A 15,576-nucleotide genomic window follows, 5' to 3' on the forward strand; every position below is an offset into this window, starting at 1 on the left:
GATGATGATTGCCCTTCAGGAGATTGCAAATGACCAGTAATGTCGAATTTCATGACCGCATGTTATCGCTGGGCCTTGCCCGTGTCGCGGAACAGGCGGCGCTGGCCTCGGCCTCGCTTGTCGGGCGCGGCGACGAGAAAGCCGCCGACCAGGCCGCGGTGAACGCGATGCGTGAGCAGTTGAACCTGCTGGACATCAATGGCGTGGTCGTGATCGGCGAAGGCGAGCGTGACGAAGCGCCGATGCTTTACATCGGCGAGGAAGTCGGCACCGGCAAGGGACCGGGCGTGGATATCGCGCTGGATCCGCTGGAAGGCACCACCCTTACCGCAAAGGACATGCCCAACGCGTTGACCGTAATCGCCATGGGTCCGCGCGGGTCGATGCTGCACGCACCGGACGTCTACATGGAGAAACTGGCCATCGGGCCGGGCTATCCGCAGGGGCTGGTCACGCTGGACATGCCGGTGGCAACCCGTATCTCGGCGCTGGCCACGGAAAAAGGCTGCGCACCCAAGGACATCACCGTCTGCATTCTCGAGCGTCCGCGCCACGAGGAGATGATCGCCGAGGTCCGCTCCACCGGGGCGTCGATCCGGCTGATCACCGACGGGGACGTCGCCGGTGTTATGCATTGCGCCGAAAGCGCGACCACAGGCATCGACATGTACATGGGCACCGGTGGCGCGCCCGAGGGCGTGCTGGCGGCCGCTGCGTTGAAGTGCATGGGCGGCCAGATTGAAGGCCGACTATTGTTCCGCAACGACGATGAGAAGGGCCGCGCGGAAAAGGCCGGGATCACCGATCTGAACCGCGTCTACAGCCGCGACGAGATGGTGACCGAAGACGTGATCTTTGCCGCGACCGGTGTGACCAGTGGCACGCTGTTGCCCGGTATCCGGCGCGAGCCCGGCTGGCTGACCACGACGACCCTGCTGATGCGTTCCAAAACCGGGTCGGTCCGGCGCATGGAATACCGCACCCCGGTCGAATAAACCGCGACGGGCACCGCCCGGGGGGCTGTCGGAGCCTCCGGCGGGGATATTTTGAAACCCAAAGAAGGGGGGCTCGATCCGGGCCCCTCCTGTTTTCGGGGAGAGGTTGTCTTGGCCTATCTTGGTGTCGAAACATCCCTGACCGGCCGCCGCTGGGTCGGGCCGACCATCGAGGTTGAACGCGCGGCGGAGGCGCTGGAACAGGCGACCGGCCTGCCGCGTCCGCTCTGCCAGGTGCTGGCGCGGCGCGGGGTGCCGGCCTCGGAAGCCGTTGGTTTCCTTGCACCGAAACTTCAGGATCTGCTGCCGGATCCTCATCTTTTCAAGGACATGGAAAAGGCGGCGGCGCGCTTCCTTGCGGCGGTCAACCGGCGCGAACGGATCGCGATCTTTGCGGACTATGACGTGGATGGGGGGTCTTCGGCGGCGCTACTGCTGGTCTGGCTGCGGGCCGTGGGGATCGAGGCGACGCTTTACGTGCCGGACCGGATCGACGAAGGCTATGGGCCGAATGTCGAGGCGATGCAAATGCTGGCCGCCGGTCATGACCTGATCGTCTGCGTCGATTGCGGGACCCTGTCACATGAGCCCATCGCGGCGGTCCAGGGCGCCGATGTCCTGGTGATCGATCACCACCTTGGGGGCGAGACGCTGCCCCCTGCCCTTGCCGTGGTAAACCCGAACCGTCAGGACGAAAGCGGGGACCTCGGCTATTTCTGCGCCGCCGGTGTCGTGTTCCTGCTGCTGGTCGAGGTGCGGCGGCAGATGCGGGCCGCCGGGTCGGGGACCGGACCGGACCTGATGGCGATGCTGGACCTGGTGGCGCTGGCGACGGTGGCGGATGTGGCACCGCTGATCGGAGCGAACCGGGCCTTGGTCCGGCAGGGGCTGACCGTGATGGCGCGGCGGCAGCGACCGGGGCTGGTGGCGCTGGCGGATGTCGCGCGTATGGATACGGCGCCGGGGACCTATCATCTTGGTTTCATGCTGGGGCCACGGGTTAACGCGGGCGGGCGCATCGGCAAGGCGGATCTTGGCGCGCGGCTGCTGGCCAGTGGCTCGGAGAGCGAAAGCCGCGCCCTTGCGGCGGAGCTGGATGCGCTGAACACTGAGCGGCGCGATATCGAGGCGAGTGTGCGGGCGGCGGCGATGGCGCAGGCGGAAGAGCGCGGACTGGATGCGCCGCTGGTCTGGGCGGCGGGCGAAGGCTGGCACCCCGGCGTGGTCGGGATCGTGGCCTCTCGGCTGAAGGAGGCGACCAACCGGCCTGCCATCGTCATCGGGCTGGAAGACGGAATCGGCAAGGGATCGGGACGCTCGGTCACCGGGGTCGATCTGGGCGCATCAATCCAGCGACTTGCCGCCGAAGACCTGCTGATCAAGGGCGGCGGGCACCGTATGGCGGCCGGTCTGACGGTGCGGGAAGACAGGCTGGAAGCGGCGATGGAGCGGCTGAGCGAGCTGCTGGCGAAACAGGGCGCGGGAGAGGCCGGGCCTTCCGATATCCGGCTTGACGGGATGGTGATGCCCGGTGCCGCGACACCGGCGCTGATTGAACATATCGAGCAGGCGGGCCCCTATGGCGCCTCGGCCCCTGCCCCGCGATTTGCCCTCCCGGATCTAAAGGTGCGCTTTGCCAAGCGGGTCGGCGAAAGTCACCTGAAGCTGTCGCTGAGCGACGGGATCAACGCGGGAATCGATGCCATAGCTTTTGGCGCGTTCGACAGCGCGCTCGGACCCCGGCTGACCGATCACGGCGGCGCGCGGTTCCATTTTGCGGGTCGTCTGGAGATCAATACATGGGGCGGACGCCAGCAGGTTCAGCTGCGTCTGGACGATGCGGCGGAGGCCGAAAACAAATAATCTGCGGAAGGTGAATTTTTCTCACTTTTCTCACCGATTTTGTCTTGCGCCTGTCTGCAGCTTTGCCTAATGAGGCGCTCACCAACAGTGGCCCGTTCGTCTATCGGTTAGGACGCCAGGTTTTCAACCTGGAAAGAGGGGTTCGATTCCCCTACGGGCTGCCACTTGACCCACGTCAGCTGAAAGAACCTTTAACACCTTGAATGGAAAGGTGGTTTTTGGGGTTCTAAACCCCGATCCTCTGCGGTAGGCAATTGGTGCTTGAAAAGTTAGCCTGATCAAAATGAGTTTCGTTTCAAGAGAACCATTCTGCCAATATTTCCAAGGACTTGACAAAAACTCCATTGCGAGTTCGAACACCTTTTCGAAAGCTTCGGTAGACTTCGGCGAAACTTCCACCAGTTTTTCCTTCAGCACGGCTTGCTGCTCTTGAAGGTCTGAAACTCGCTTCTCAAACGCCTTAATAACCTTACGGTTTTCGAGTTCGGAAAGCTGGTCGAGGCTATCGTCGATTCGATGCTCTAACTGTTTGATCGCGCTCTTGATTTCGGTTTCCTCGGCCTTTGATCGCTTGGCTCGTTCCTTCCACGCTCTTTCAAACAAAGCACGAAAAATCTTGATGGTCCTACTGTCCGGCACTAGGCGCTTAAGTATTTGCTCGAACTCCTCTTCCAACTTCGCCTTTGGAACGGCCTTTCCGTAATAAGCGCATGATTTCAAGCGGCACTGGTAATAAGCATATCTCTTCAAGGTGTGGCTTCGGGCCCAGTAGCCAGTAAGCTTCGTCCCGCACTCATCGCAGATGATAAAGCCCCGCAAGGGGAAGTCGCTGCTTATGTCCTTTCTAGCAGCCGCGTAGGACTGCTCCCTGAGCTTATCCCGTATCCGCAAATGAGTTTCATATGTGATAAGAGCTTCGTGCTCCCCGCGATGCCAAGGCACTTCCCATTCCGGCCTGCCAACGTAGCCAGCATACAGCGGATTCAACATCAGCGCCTTCACGTGGTCTTGCTTAAACTTTACTCCCTTACCCTTCCGAAATACCTGGGCTGCATTCAGAAAGCGTGTCACTTCAGCCTGCGATCTAAACCGACCGCTCGCAAATCCACACAATGCTTCGCGTACTATGGAAGCTTTGGGTTCATCGATCATCAAGACTTTTCCGTAACCTCGACGTCTCTCTGCCTTGTAGCCTTTCGGAGCATGAAAAGGCCAATATCCGTTCAACAATCGGCCTCTCATTCGATTGTGGGTCTGCTCGCTATTCTTTTGACGCTGATGCTGCGAAACCGAGGCAAGTAAGTTTTCCACCAAAATCGAATCCGAATCCTCCCCGAACTCGATTGAAGGACTTTCGAGTTCAGCACCAACTCCCTTTATACTAGCTCTTAGCGCCAGATGTGCCTCTAAACCACGCGCCAGCCGCGATATGTCATCAATTATTACAACCACTTGATTTTTCCGGTACTGCGTCAAGTACGTCAGCATGTTCCGCATACCCGGACGCTCCGATTTGCCACCTGAAATGTCATCGACGAAAACCGCTACGACTTCGTAGCTTTTCATTCTGGCGAACTCACGACACCTAACCTCTTGGCTCTTCAGCCCATGACCTTCGACGGTCTGCTTATGAGATGACACCCTGTTGTATATAACAGCCAACTTCGCATTTTTGGTATTTTCCGGCATCCGCACTTCTCCTTCCTACAAATGGTTCGGCAGGCGACACCTACTCGTCCTTGTCCAAAGCCGCTGATCAGAAGCTTTCTGGATTGGGTGGCTGCCGAACTCGAGATCAATTAAATTCATTGCCACGGCCCAAAGAGCGTGAAAAAACTCAGCATTCATTTCGTCATCAAGCCCAAAATCGCACGCCAGAGCCTTGCAAAAATTCAGGTCAATTTTCTCTTGGCTGTTCGTCCTCGCGCCATTTACAGGCCGAAACTGATCGTTTTTTTCCATGTATCAATGCTCCCATGCAGAGGAGAAAGCACTGCTCATTGATGCCCTTAGGGAATTAGTTTGAACCCAATGCGGTCGATTCGCAAGCATTTGTTTTAGAACACTTTTTTTGCCTTTAAGACGGTTTCAGGGTATCTTAACAGTACACCTTCTTGCTACATTCTCTCCGACACAGGGAATTGATAAAACCGTGCGGAGATAAATCAGGCCTTGTCCAAAAGACTAGTGGATGTCCGCAAACCGTGTTGGGCAACTACGTCCTTTCTGGCCGAGCGCGGCGAAGCTCCGCTTCAGAGCCCTATATTACAGTTTGCCGCAAATGCAGCATCTCGCAGGCGCAGCGGTTATCGGCAGTCATTTCCGACCTCAAACAGAAATTCGTCACCTACAGCGCGACCGGTCGAGAAGCGAAGGAACCCGACGAAGGCCGTAAAACTGTAAGAATTGCGTGGGGCCAGTGCAGAGCATTGACAACAACGGCCAGCCCCCTGTGTGATGCCGCAGATATCATCGCCTATGCCCGTCGGGTGGGCGCGAAAGCTGGCGAATGACTGGTCTAAAACTGCGGGCCGATAGATGCTGAGAAACGCCCCAGCCGCCACACGGCACGCAAATCACTTAATTGATATGACCGCTCGCCACTTTCCACGGTACTCATCCAGCATAGCATCTTCGACCTGAAGGTTCAAAGTAGCGAGACTAGCTTTCGCTACATTCACAATCCGATCAAATCTCTCGACGACCATCTGCTTTTCATCCTCGCGACCGGCTATGGCCTCGAAAATCAAAGCCTGTCCCGTGTCAACGCCCCCAGTTTGCGACAAAAACTCGGACAACAGTAAGCCTACCGTTTGATCCGCCAAGTCACCGAACAGCAAATCCGACACTAAATTTCTTTTATCTTTAGAACGCCTAGTGAAAAAACGCCCATCCTTAAGAAATGACCCCTGCCAAGAATAGGCGTCTTCGCGCAATCCAAGGCCAGAGCCCAAATATCTCCACTGAAAATCATTCACGATAGAGCAACCCCATTTCTTAAGTTTCTTTAGTAGCCATCAGGTCGGTCAAATGGCACATCGTTCATAAGCCTCGGGTTATCGTGCCACTGCCCTACCACTTCACTTAACCAAACGAATTGAAGACGACGCAGAGGGAACTTTATCGAACGCAGATCACCCTGAATCGCCATCCAAATTGATTCAACAAACTTTCGTGCCAACCGATCAGTAATTCTATCTCGTTCCTCTAAAGAGAAGTACCCTGCGCTTTTAATCTTTTTGTACTTGGAACTCAATGTTACAGTTAGAATCGTGGATGGTATATCGTAATAGAACTCATCCTTCTGAGAAACAAATTTTCTAACTCTCAAAGTCCTATTTAAAGAGTTTTCTGCCCCTTCATATTCATCGAACGACGTCGACAACGCCCTTACCTGACGATCAATATCAGCGTCAGTCACTTCGAACGTGTCTGGAATAATTATCTTGATATCACGAAAATCATCATCCGAGTCCCTGTCTGCTTCAAGGATATAACTCAAGAAGTTTCGGTAATAACCATCCGCAAGACCACGCATGAACTCAGAATCCGCAGGGAACGCTCCATAGTAGTCAGAGAGTATCGTTTCGCCAGAGACCTGCACGCCTCCCGCTCCAAATCCCAAGAACAAACTGAGGTACCTGTCCAGATGAGGGATCGCCCCTGCAGACATATCGTCCGCATCCACTGCAGGAATTAGAGTGGCGGCGTCGGTTTGGGGCATCAATGTCAGCTTAAAGTAATGACTTATTGATTCAATTGCACTAGTATCGGTCTTTTCGTCCTTAAACCTCAGATAAACGCAAGGAGTTCCTAGAGTATGGGCGAACGCGACCTCGTATACGACATTTGGATTAAAACCCGTCAAATCCGCGACAATCAGATCACAGGTGTCGATTTGGCCAAATATCCAGTCATTAAACCGATCAGCCGTTGGATTATCAACTGGGGTCGCAATTTGCACGTCGCCAGCGTATTCCGTTCGAGACACGTAAGACCGTATATAATCCCGAATCAGCTTGTATCGAGCCTCATCGTGTGGACCGACAACAAAAATCTTCAACTTCTTCATATTAAACCTTCCATCACCAAAAAAATTATGGATATCAACCCGACCATAACGCCGTATATCGCAAGCAGGGAAAACGAAAATGCGGCCTTCCAGAAACCAAATTGCCCAAGTATTGGAGCCACGTCCATTGAGTAGTCTACATCCAAATCTGAGGTGAGCCTCACTTTGTCATAGAGAGCCCTGAATCGCCTTTCAGTCATCAGGTAATAAGCATCTAGCAACCAAAAAGCTGTTATTGGAAGAGCGGCAGTTAGAACGAGAATTGAATCTTGTGCTTGCACGGCTAACGCCAAGATGCCGGTCACGACGGTCACACACCATCCACGAATAAGAAACGAGTTTTGAGCCATTCGACTGATAGTGACAGCTATCAAGTCCAAGTGTTTATGAAGTCTATGCTCGCTCATTTCCTACCCTTATGTTCTCGTGCCAAACTGGCACTATTAAATGGTCAAGTTGCCGGCAAGAAAGCAAAACCTCGAACTGTATAGTCGTGCATAGGAAAGACATACTTGTGACAACAGCACGAAGAAGTCTAGACTAAACTACCCGAATCGACTTGCTGAACGCAGCGGCGGTTTATGAATAGCACCTATTAAGGTAGTGAGATCGCTTCTTTCGATCACGTCTGCTTCGTCTGCTTATCAGTATTTCATACTGTGTGCAGCAGACGTCCGCTCTCCGCCCATGGGCAAGCCCCCTCGCAATCGCGGTACAGGTCGAGCCATTGCGGCGGACGGCAGGAAAGTCCCACATAACCGACCAACAGAATATGCGGACACCCCAAAGACTACAACGTGGCCACAACCAGCCTTGTATAACTGGAAGTATAGTCACACAGTTGTTTTCTAGGTTCTGTAAGTTTTCGACGATAGGTTGCCTTCAAATGGTAGACATTACACTTGGCCGAGCCGACGCATGTATTTATTGCGGCGACACTGGAGAAAATCGCAGCGCAGAGCACGTAATCGCCGCCAGTTTAGGTGGTCGTTTTGTAATCGAAGCAGCTTCATGCAAGACGTGTAGCGATCTCACTTCTTTGCTCGAACTTGGTGTCAGTAGGCGAACTTATCACTTGGCTCGCGCTTATTACAAACTACCTACGCGCCGCCCAAACAAATACCCAAAAACAGCCGAAGTGCGTGTGAAACTTGGCAAATACGGCCCGAAGAAAAAGCTTGAAGTTCCACTCGCTGAAGCCCCAATCAGTCTCGTTATCCCACAATACTTACGGAAAGAAAGCAAGGACGTTGCGGGCCCGGTTTGGTCATTGGCACAACTCAAAGGTGTTGTGGTTGATGAGGGAAACCTGCAGCAAAAGGTGCGTGCCATTCAGAAACGCCACAAGTGTCACGGCGTTAGTTTTCCATCTTTTCCGTTCAGAGTGGACGGCAACTTCGAGCGAACGCTTTGGAAGTCTGCTTATGGTTTTTTTTGGGTAACAAGTCGAGAAAGCCTAGAGTCTTCACAAGCACTAGATTTTATTTTCGGAAAGGCCGAACCCTACAAGAAGATAGATGGAGAGATATTGGTTCAAGATATTTTCTCCATAGACAAATCAAAGCCCTGCGGACACGTAGCCGCGGCTTCAATTTATACTTTGGATGAAGAAGAGCACTCTCACCTATATTGTGAGATGCACTTTTTTGAGATTTTGGGCCTACCGATCTACTGTTGCCGAATACCTAACGCCTCAGGCCAACCGTTGGAACGAATAGATTTCGCCCACTAGGGACCTACATCGTGGCTTCAGCACCCTTACGGAAAACATTGTTATAAAATATTTGAAATCAATGACTTAAATAAAAAGAGATCTGCATTTCCACTTCTTACGCCAAAGGCATGGAAACCATTCTTCGAAGTCGAACTTTGTCGAAGTGGAACTAAGCCGCTGACGGCATCGCTAAACCGGCTTCGAAAACTAGTTACCGAGGGTCAGCAGTGCAGTTGGCAACAGATATTGCAGCACGGAACTATGATTTTACTGGATATCATCTACTGGGTTTGCCTGCTTCAACAATTCCTCCCAACGTTGCATTTCTTCAAAAAGCGAGTTCGAACTTTTCCCCGACAGGCCTGCCACTTATCTCCTGAAAGCTTTATTTTGTTGGCGTCTTGGTCCAAATGTGGACTAGGAATTTCAGGCCATGGTCCACCTTTCATTTCAGCCATGCGCTTGAAAGCCGCCGTCGCGGCACCTCGGCGCGGGAGTTTCTTTGTTTAGTTGCTGGCTGCCTTTGGCTCGGTCCAACCGAACGAAGCCATCATTTCGTTTCCCATCGTACCAAGCTTTACCATAAGAGCAGTGAGATCTATCCGAATTTCATGGTTTGAACGCGCGGCAAACTTGTTTACGACCTCCCGTTTGCCTTTACCCACATCGATTGGGTTCCTCTCCTCATCCTTGGCGTCGATGCAAAGCCCGGTCGCAATGGTCCACTTGCGAACCCGGTTATCACGGCTATCAATTGAGTCGCTGGATGCGGACGGTTTCCCGAGCTCGGTGAGCAGGTAGGTGTCGCGTTCGTCGTGAAGAGCCAATTCCGTAGAAAGAATTTCACCCAAGGGAATCGAAACGACCGCCGAACCCTTTTTCGAAGGTTGCCATTCAAGGTAACGTTCGCCGTCGTGCAATGCCTCGTTGTTTGAGCCGAGGCGATGCATATCGCCAATCCGGCCGTGGCTGTCATAGGCCAGGCAAAACCAAAGCCGCGCCATCGTCCCTGGGCCGTGCCTTGCTAAGAATTTTTCAACGTCTTCCGCCAACCAAGGCTCCGCCCCGCCACCGGACACGTGGACGTTCTCCACCCCGAAGACAGGGCGGCCCTTGGGATAGCCTCGCTTAGCTCCCCATCGATAGACCGCGCGCAGCGCCTTGAGGCATGTGTCAGCGGCGGCCGTGAGGCCTCAGAAAGCATCTTGTATGTGAGTAGAAGCAACGTCCGAGAGATCTGCATCAAAGGCCCCAATGCGGACCCCGTCGGGATCAAGCGTCTCGCAAGCCTGCTTCAATCCAGTCCGACGGCTCGTCAGGGTGCCCTTAGATAAACTTCCAGCGATAACCTGATTTATTACCCATTTAAGGTGCTTATCACACAATTCATCGAGGACGCCCTTTTCAGTTTCTCGAGCTTCTTCGTCTTGAGCTTCTGATCGGCCCGCGCGGCATGGTAGTGCTCGTGGAAGCGGGGTTCTCCCGGCTCCACAGGGATCGGGATTTTTTATCTTGGAGGAGGCCTTTGAATTCGAATTTCATTGCCGTGTCTCTCCTCACTTCTTCGGTGCTTTCCAGCTTGCCGCCATGGGCACCGAGTTCGCAGCATTGTTCAATTGATCCGAGAGGAATTCCAGCCTGAGGCTACCGTCCGGCCGGACAACCATCGCGATAGGTGTGAGGCCAACGGCGGAGGCGGCGGCAATCGCGCTCTTAACGGAAGCTTGAGTAATATTTGGCGCGGGCATTCTGGTTCTCCTGACGAACAATCCGGAGGTCGACCCATATACAGGTATCAGGAGGCGATTTTGATCAGGGTTCGATATCTCGTCTTCTGGCACCTTTGTAAGAAACCTTGGGTCGGTTGCGACCGGTAACCAAGCACTTTGAGGCTTTTCTCGCACCGGCGACGGTCTGTACCGACACAGTAAAAAACCTGCCCACCATGGCGACCAATCGACATCTGCGGCCATTGGCCGGAAGGAACAACGCTGCTGCGCAGTTTCCCCTAACCGTCCGTTCGTGAGACCGCGCAGCGACATACGACAGCAGAACGTCGGCAGTGCGGACAAAGCTGCCCTTCAATCAGGAAAGGCTTAGCTGCGCCATTCGACCGCCATCGACTGTGAAAATCTGGCCGGTGATGAAACTTGCATCTGCTGAGGCAAGGAAGGCAACGAGTGCGGCCACCTCCTCCGGCGACCCCGTGCGCCGCAGTGGATGAATGCGCCCGATCTCTTTGCGAAAGGTTTCGGGGTCCGGCCTGCTATCAATCATGGTCTGGTTGAGATCCGTGTCGATCCATCCTGGGGCAATCGCGTTGCAGCGGATGCCTTCTTGGCGGTGATCTACGGCGACGGCGCGCGTAAGACCATGAAGTCCCGCCTTCGACGCACAATATGCAGCGTGACCGGGATTAGCGGCCAGCCCCTCAATGGAGCCAGTGTTGATGATGCTGCCCCGTGTTGTGCGCAGGTGCGGAAGCGCAGCCTTGATCATGAGGAAAGGGGCCGTCAGATTGACGAAAAGCGTTTTCTGCCAGTCTTCAAGCTTCATCTCCTCAGCGGTGGCTTCCTGCATCACGCCGGCATTATTGACAAGGATATCTAACCGGCCTGCAAGCTTAATGACCGCGTCCACGACGCTGGCCGGAGACTCCGGATCGGTGAAGTCGGCAGGGATGGATTCGAAATCGGAGGCTTCTCCCCGTTGTGCCGTAATCACGGAAGCTCCCTCTTTTTGTAGCCTCATAGCAATAGCGAGCCCCATTCCGGACCGCCCTCCAGTCACGAGTGCAACTTTGCCGACGAGCCGTCCGGGATAAGCATTTTCGGAGGGATCAGTATTTCCTGTCATCAGTCTCCTCATAGGGTTCACGTTCTCAGGAGATTGCCCGGTTTTCATCGAGGATAGCTTGAGCGGTCTCACGAATGGAACCGTTGCCGGTATTCTCCCGGCGTCAGTCCGACAATCCTGTGGAATATCTTGCGGAACGCCCCGGCATCGGAATAGCCAACCTCCCAAGAAACGCGCTCAACCGGCAGGAGGCCGAATTGCAACAGCTCCTGTGCCTTCGCCACCCGCAGCCGCTGCGCGTATTCCGTCGTGGTCAGGCCGGTCGCCTTCTGAAACCGGCGCAACAGCGTTCGCTCTTCCAGACCCGCCTCTGCCGCCAGCGTTGCAAGCCGCGCGTCCTTGCCCTCCTGCCGCTGCAGGAAGTGCTGGACCTTCAGGATCGCTGCGTCGCCATGACTTAGACGGGGCGAGAACCCGCTGTAATACCGCTGTTCCCGTCCCGGAGGGTCGACGAGCATCATCCGCGCCGTCGCGGCCATGACCACCGGGCCCAGGAACCGATCGACCAGCTTGAGTCCGAGATCCGTCCAGGACATCAGCCCCCCCGCCGAGAGGATGTCGCCACCATCGACGATCAGACGATCCGGGTCGAGATCCACATCCGGAAACCTCTCGCGGAAGGCATCGGCATAGGCCCAGTGCGTCGTGGCTGCGCGCCCGTCCAGCAGCCCCGTCTCGGCCAGCAGGAACGCGCCACCGCAGACCGAGGCCAGCACGGCTCCTTCGCCGTGGCGCTCCCGCAGCCAGCCAGCAATCGGCGCGGCGGCACCGGCGCTGATCGGCGGCTCCAGCGAGGGCGGCAGGATCAGGACATGGCAGGGATCATCGGCGGCCCCAGTCAAATCCTGCAATTTGTCTGCGCCTGCCTCGATCATTCTCACCCGAAGCACGGGCGCGCCTGCGTCGACAGCGGGCATCAGGCGTGCCGCGACATGAAAGAGGTCCTCCAGCCCCATGGCGGCCGATCGCTGCGCGCCGGGATAGAGGATAACACCGACCCTGATTTAGGCCATTTGTCGATATCAACCCTGTTTCTGTCGATTACGCCAATGGTGTGCAATCTGGGGATTCACCAAATTGGCGTCAAGTCAAACGTAGGAAGGAACCCCATGTTGAACCGCGCCATCATCGTCATCGACCTGCAGAACGAATACTGGCCCGGCGGCAACCTGCCGCTGGAAAATATCGATAGCGCGGCTGCCAACGCTGCCCGCGTCATCGCCCATGGCCGTCAGGCGGGCGACCTGATCGTCAATGTCCGCCACGAAATGCCCGGCGCACCGGTCTTCGTGCCCGGCTCGGATGGAGTGGAAATTCACGAGATCGTCGCCCCTGCTGAAGGTGAGCCTGTCATCACCAAGAACTTCCCCAATTCCTTCCGCGAAACCGGCCTGAAGGCCCTGCTGGACGAGAAGGGCATCGAGGAGGTCATCGTGGTTGGCGCCATGAGCCACATGTGCATCGACGCCACCGTCCGCGCCGCCAATGACTTCGGCTACACGACCACCACCATCCATGACGCCTGCGCCACCCGCGACCTGGAATTCAAAGGCGCCACTGTTCCGGCCGCCCACGTACACACCGCGATGATGTCCGCGCTGGCCTTCTTCTACGGCGAGGTCGTCTCGACCGACGCTTTCATCGCGCGCTGAGCCGGAGATACTTCCATGAAAATCCACCAGATCCGCAACGCCACCCTGATTGTTACCTTCGGCGGCAAGCGTTTCCTCGTCGATCCCTACTTGGCCGAAAAGGACGCCTACCCGGGCTTTGAAGGGACCGTGAACAGCGAGACCCGCAATCCGCGCGTCGCGCTCTCTACCGCGATGGAGACGATACTGGACTTTGATGCACTGATCCTGACGCACCTGCATCCCGACCACTTTGACGAGGCCGCCGTGAAGCTGCTGCCGCGCGACAAGCCGGTCTTCGTGCAGGATTATTCCGTTGCCGAGCTGATCAAGGCCATGGGCTTTATCGACGTGCGCCCGTTGGGTATCGAGACCCTCTTCGAAGGTATCACCCTGTCGCGCACCCGTGGCCAGCACGGCTCGGACCAGGCCTATGTCTATGGCGCCGAACTGCTGGGCAACGTGATGGGCGTGGTGTTCCGCGCCGAAGGCGAAAAGGCGCTCTACCTTGCCGGAGACACCGTCTGGAACCAGATGGTCGAGACCAACCTCAAGATGTTCAAGCCAGACGTGACCGTGCTGGCCGCCGGCGATGCGCAGGTGCCGGGGCTCGGCTCCATCATCATGGGCACAGCCGACGTCAAGACGGTCCATGACGCGGCCCCCGAGGCGCAGATCGTCGCCAGCCACATGGAAACCGTGAACCATTGCGTTTTGAGCCGCGCCGAACTCGCCTCCTTCGCCGAGGCAAACGGCATGACTGCGCGCCTGTCGATCCCGGCGGACAATGCAGTGCTGGAATTCTGATCTCGTAGGATTGGACCAAGCGGTGGACACCAAAAGAAACTTCGGTGCAGAAGCAGTGTATATCGCAAACGCTGCCGCTTGGGCCTTGTCACCCCGAATTGTCAGGAAGAAATACATGCCGCAAAGATGGCGAGCGCTTCTCATACTTACAGTTGCTCGGTTGAGCCTCGGGTTTCAGGTGCAGTCAATAGCGGCAGTAGGGCCAAGCCTTGAGTCCGATATCGGCCTGTCGCTTGGCGAGATCGGGATGCTAATCGGGCTTTATTACGCTCCAGGTCTCGTGCTCGCCTTTCCCTCGGGCCTTTTGGGGCAGCGGTTCAGCGACAAACGGGTAATCGTTCTCAGCCTCCTTGCCATGACCCTTGGCGCGACCGTTGCCTGTTTCGCCTGGGAGATTAACGGCCTTATTTTGGGAAGAGTATTGTCTGGCGCCGGAGCCGCCGCACTGAATGTAGTCATGACGAAGATGGTCACCGACTGGTTCGCGGATCGTTCAGATATCACTCTTGCCATGGCGGTCTTTATCAACTCGATGCCTGTAGGTATGGGGCTGGCAATGCTGTCGCTTTCGTGGATCGCGGAGGCGGAAAGCTGGAACGCCGCGCTTGGCATGGCGGCAGGGATTTCGCTGGCGGCATTGCTGCTTATCTGCTTTTCCTACCGAAAGCACCCGAACGACGGTCCTGCAGCGGCCAGCATCGGATGGATATCACGACGAGAAATCTTGATGGTCAGCCTTGCGGGAGCCGCTTGGGGGATCTTCAACGGCACGGTTTCCGTCATGACAGGCTTTGCCCCACTGTTCCTTGGATCACACGGACTGTCTGTCGAAGCCGCAGCGCTTTTGGTAGGCTTCTCTATATGGTTTTCTGCGGCATCCGTACAAGTGAGTGGTTTCCTGGCGCAGAAACGGACCCGGTGGGGGCTGCTTGTTGCCGTCGGGACACTGGGGTGGGCCGTGTGTCTACCTTTGCTCGACAATCCCGATCTGGCAATAGCGGGCCTTCTGGCGTCCGGCATGGTGATGGGACTGCCAGTGGCCGTGTTCCTGGTGCTGCCAAGCGTTGCACTGCGGCCGGAAAGCAGGGCCATCGGCATGGGGATCTTCCAGACCTGGCTCTACGTGGGGACCACCTTCATGCCGCCGGTCGCGGGGTGGATGCAGGCGGTCAGCGGATTTCAGGCCGCCCCGTTGACTTTTGCTGCCGTTATGATCGCATCCAACCTGCTATTCTATCGGCTATTCCTTGCCGTCTTGCGCAAGAGGCCAGCCCTCTAGCAAAAATTGACCACCCGCCTCGATGACCGCGCACCGGCATCTGTGTCGGCGGAGAAAACCTTACTTCCGGCCCAAAGCCCTCCCGAAGGGCGAAGAAACCGACGTCGCGTCCCGCAGCATCCTGCAGGTAGAACGAGACATCCTCGAGGTCTCCAAGCCACTTCCTATGCCACTCCATCTCATCGAAGGGCACTTTCGCATTTGGGTTCAGCAATGGGATTTCAGCGTCCGGCAGCATCGATGCCAATGGGGTCAGATCGCGGTCACGGTTTCTAACCAGAGTTAGGATCATAGGGTCTTCCTTCGGCTGGGCCCGACACAAACGCGTCGGGTCTTCATCAAGAAAGTCGACCGGCTGC

At 56.1% G+C, this 15,576-nt stretch carries 15 protein-coding genes and 1 tRNA gene; 7 read left to right on the plus strand and 9 right to left on the minus strand.

Translation table 11 applies throughout. The annotated features are described in order from the left end of the window. The first annotated feature begins 29 nt into the window (after positions 1–29). From glpX to MF268_RS01780, 3 genes are all read left to right on the plus strand, one after another. Entirely contained in the window at positions 30–995 is a 966-nt protein-coding gene (gene glpX, locus MF268_RS01770) for a class II fructose-bisphosphatase (protein WP_238369188.1), read from the plus strand. A 111-nt stretch (positions 996–1,106) separates the two neighbouring features. After that, complete coding sequence (gene recJ, locus MF268_RS01775) at positions 1,107–2,858, plus strand: single-stranded-DNA-specific exonuclease RecJ (protein ID WP_238369189.1); 1,752 nt, start codon at positions 1,107–1,109, stop codon at positions 2,856–2,858. Between the two features lie 89 nt (positions 2,859–2,947). Beyond that, positions 2,948–3,022 (plus strand) — tRNA-Glu (locus MF268_RS01780). Here the strand turns inward: MF268_RS01780 and MF268_RS25450 are convergent. From MF268_RS25450 to MF268_RS01800, 5 genes are all read right to left on the minus strand, one after another. Further along, complete coding sequence (locus tag MF268_RS25450) at positions 2,982–4,547, minus strand: recombinase family protein (RefSeq protein WP_420485409.1); 1,566 nt, start codon at positions 4,545–4,547, stop codon at positions 2,982–2,984. The genes MF268_RS01780 and MF268_RS25450 overlap by 41 nt on opposite strands. 15 nt (positions 4,548–4,562) lie before the next feature. Beyond that, on the minus strand, positions 4,563–4,820 hold the full coding sequence (locus MF268_RS01785) for a hypothetical protein (RefSeq protein WP_238369190.1): 258 nt from the start codon (positions 4,818–4,820) through the stop codon (positions 4,563–4,565). A gap of 614 nt (positions 4,821–5,434) precedes the next feature. Continuing rightward, a complete protein-coding gene (locus tag MF268_RS01790) occupies positions 5,435–5,836 on the minus strand; it encodes a hypothetical protein (protein WP_238369191.1) in 402 nt (133 codons plus the stop codon). Between the two features lie 29 nt (positions 5,837–5,865). Further along, positions 5,866–6,930 (minus strand): nucleoside 2-deoxyribosyltransferase, encoded by a 1,065-nt coding sequence (locus tag MF268_RS01795; RefSeq protein WP_238369192.1) that lies wholly within the window; start codon positions 6,928–6,930, stop codon positions 5,866–5,868. Then, entirely contained in the window at positions 6,927–7,337 is a 411-nt protein-coding gene (locus tag MF268_RS01800) for a hypothetical protein (RefSeq protein ID WP_238369193.1), read from the minus strand. Before MF268_RS01800 ends, MF268_RS01795 begins: the two co-directional genes overlap by 4 nt. A 479-nt stretch (positions 7,338–7,816) precedes the next feature. Here MF268_RS01800 and MF268_RS01805 point away from each other — a divergent pair, with 479 nt between their 5' ends. After that, on the plus strand, positions 7,817–8,662 hold the full coding sequence (locus MF268_RS01805; RefSeq protein ID WP_238369194.1) for an HNH endonuclease: 846 nt from the start codon (positions 7,817–7,819) through the stop codon (positions 8,660–8,662). Between the two features lie 488 nt (positions 8,663–9,150). On the opposite strand, the gene MF268_RS01810 is transcribed toward MF268_RS01805, so the two are convergent. From MF268_RS01810 to MF268_RS01825, 4 genes are all read right to left on the minus strand, one after another. Beyond that, positions 9,151–9,696 carry a hypothetical protein gene (locus MF268_RS01810; protein WP_238369195.1) on the minus strand — a complete coding sequence of 182 codons (546 nt, stop codon included), beginning with the start codon at positions 9,694–9,696 and terminating at the stop codon, positions 9,151–9,153. Between the two features lie 504 nt (positions 9,697–10,200). Continuing rightward, complete coding sequence (locus tag MF268_RS01815; protein WP_238369196.1) at positions 10,201–10,392, minus strand: hypothetical protein; 192 nt, start codon at positions 10,390–10,392, stop codon at positions 10,201–10,203. A 337-nt stretch (positions 10,393–10,729) separates the two neighbouring features. Further along, the gene (locus MF268_RS01820) at positions 10,730–11,500 is read right to left on the minus strand and encodes an SDR family NAD(P)-dependent oxidoreductase (protein WP_238369197.1); all 771 of its coding nucleotides are present in this window, start codon (positions 11,498–11,500) and stop codon (positions 10,730–10,732) included. 68 nt (positions 11,501–11,568) lie between these two features. Beyond that, positions 11,569–12,351, minus strand: a complete 783-nt coding sequence (locus tag MF268_RS01825) for a GlxA family transcriptional regulator (protein ID WP_238369198.1) — start codon at positions 12,349–12,351, stop codon at positions 11,569–11,571. Here MF268_RS01825 and MF268_RS01830 point away from each other — a divergent pair. The 3 genes from MF268_RS01830 (at position 12,313) to MF268_RS01840 (ending at position 15,217) form a co-directional block, all read left to right on the plus strand. Further along, entirely contained in the window at positions 12,313–13,152 is an 840-nt protein-coding gene (locus MF268_RS01830) for a cysteine hydrolase family protein (protein ID WP_238369199.1), read from the plus strand. The genes MF268_RS01825 and MF268_RS01830 overlap by 39 nt on opposite strands. A 15-nt stretch (positions 13,153–13,167) precedes the next feature. Next, a complete protein-coding gene (locus MF268_RS01835) occupies positions 13,168–13,938 on the plus strand; it encodes an MBL fold metallo-hydrolase (RefSeq protein ID WP_238369200.1) in 771 nt (256 codons plus the stop codon). Between the two features lie 115 nt (positions 13,939–14,053). Further along, positions 14,054–15,217, plus strand: a complete 1,164-nt coding sequence (locus tag MF268_RS01840) for an MFS transporter (protein ID WP_238369201.1) — start codon at positions 14,054–14,056, stop codon at positions 15,215–15,217. Positions 15,218–15,576: the final 359 nt, after the last annotated feature.

It is taken from the genome of Heliomarina baculiformis (assembly GCF_019966545.1).
GTDB classification, from domain to species: domain Bacteria; phylum Pseudomonadota; class Alphaproteobacteria; order Rhodobacterales; family Rhodobacteraceae; genus Heliomarina; species Heliomarina baculiformis.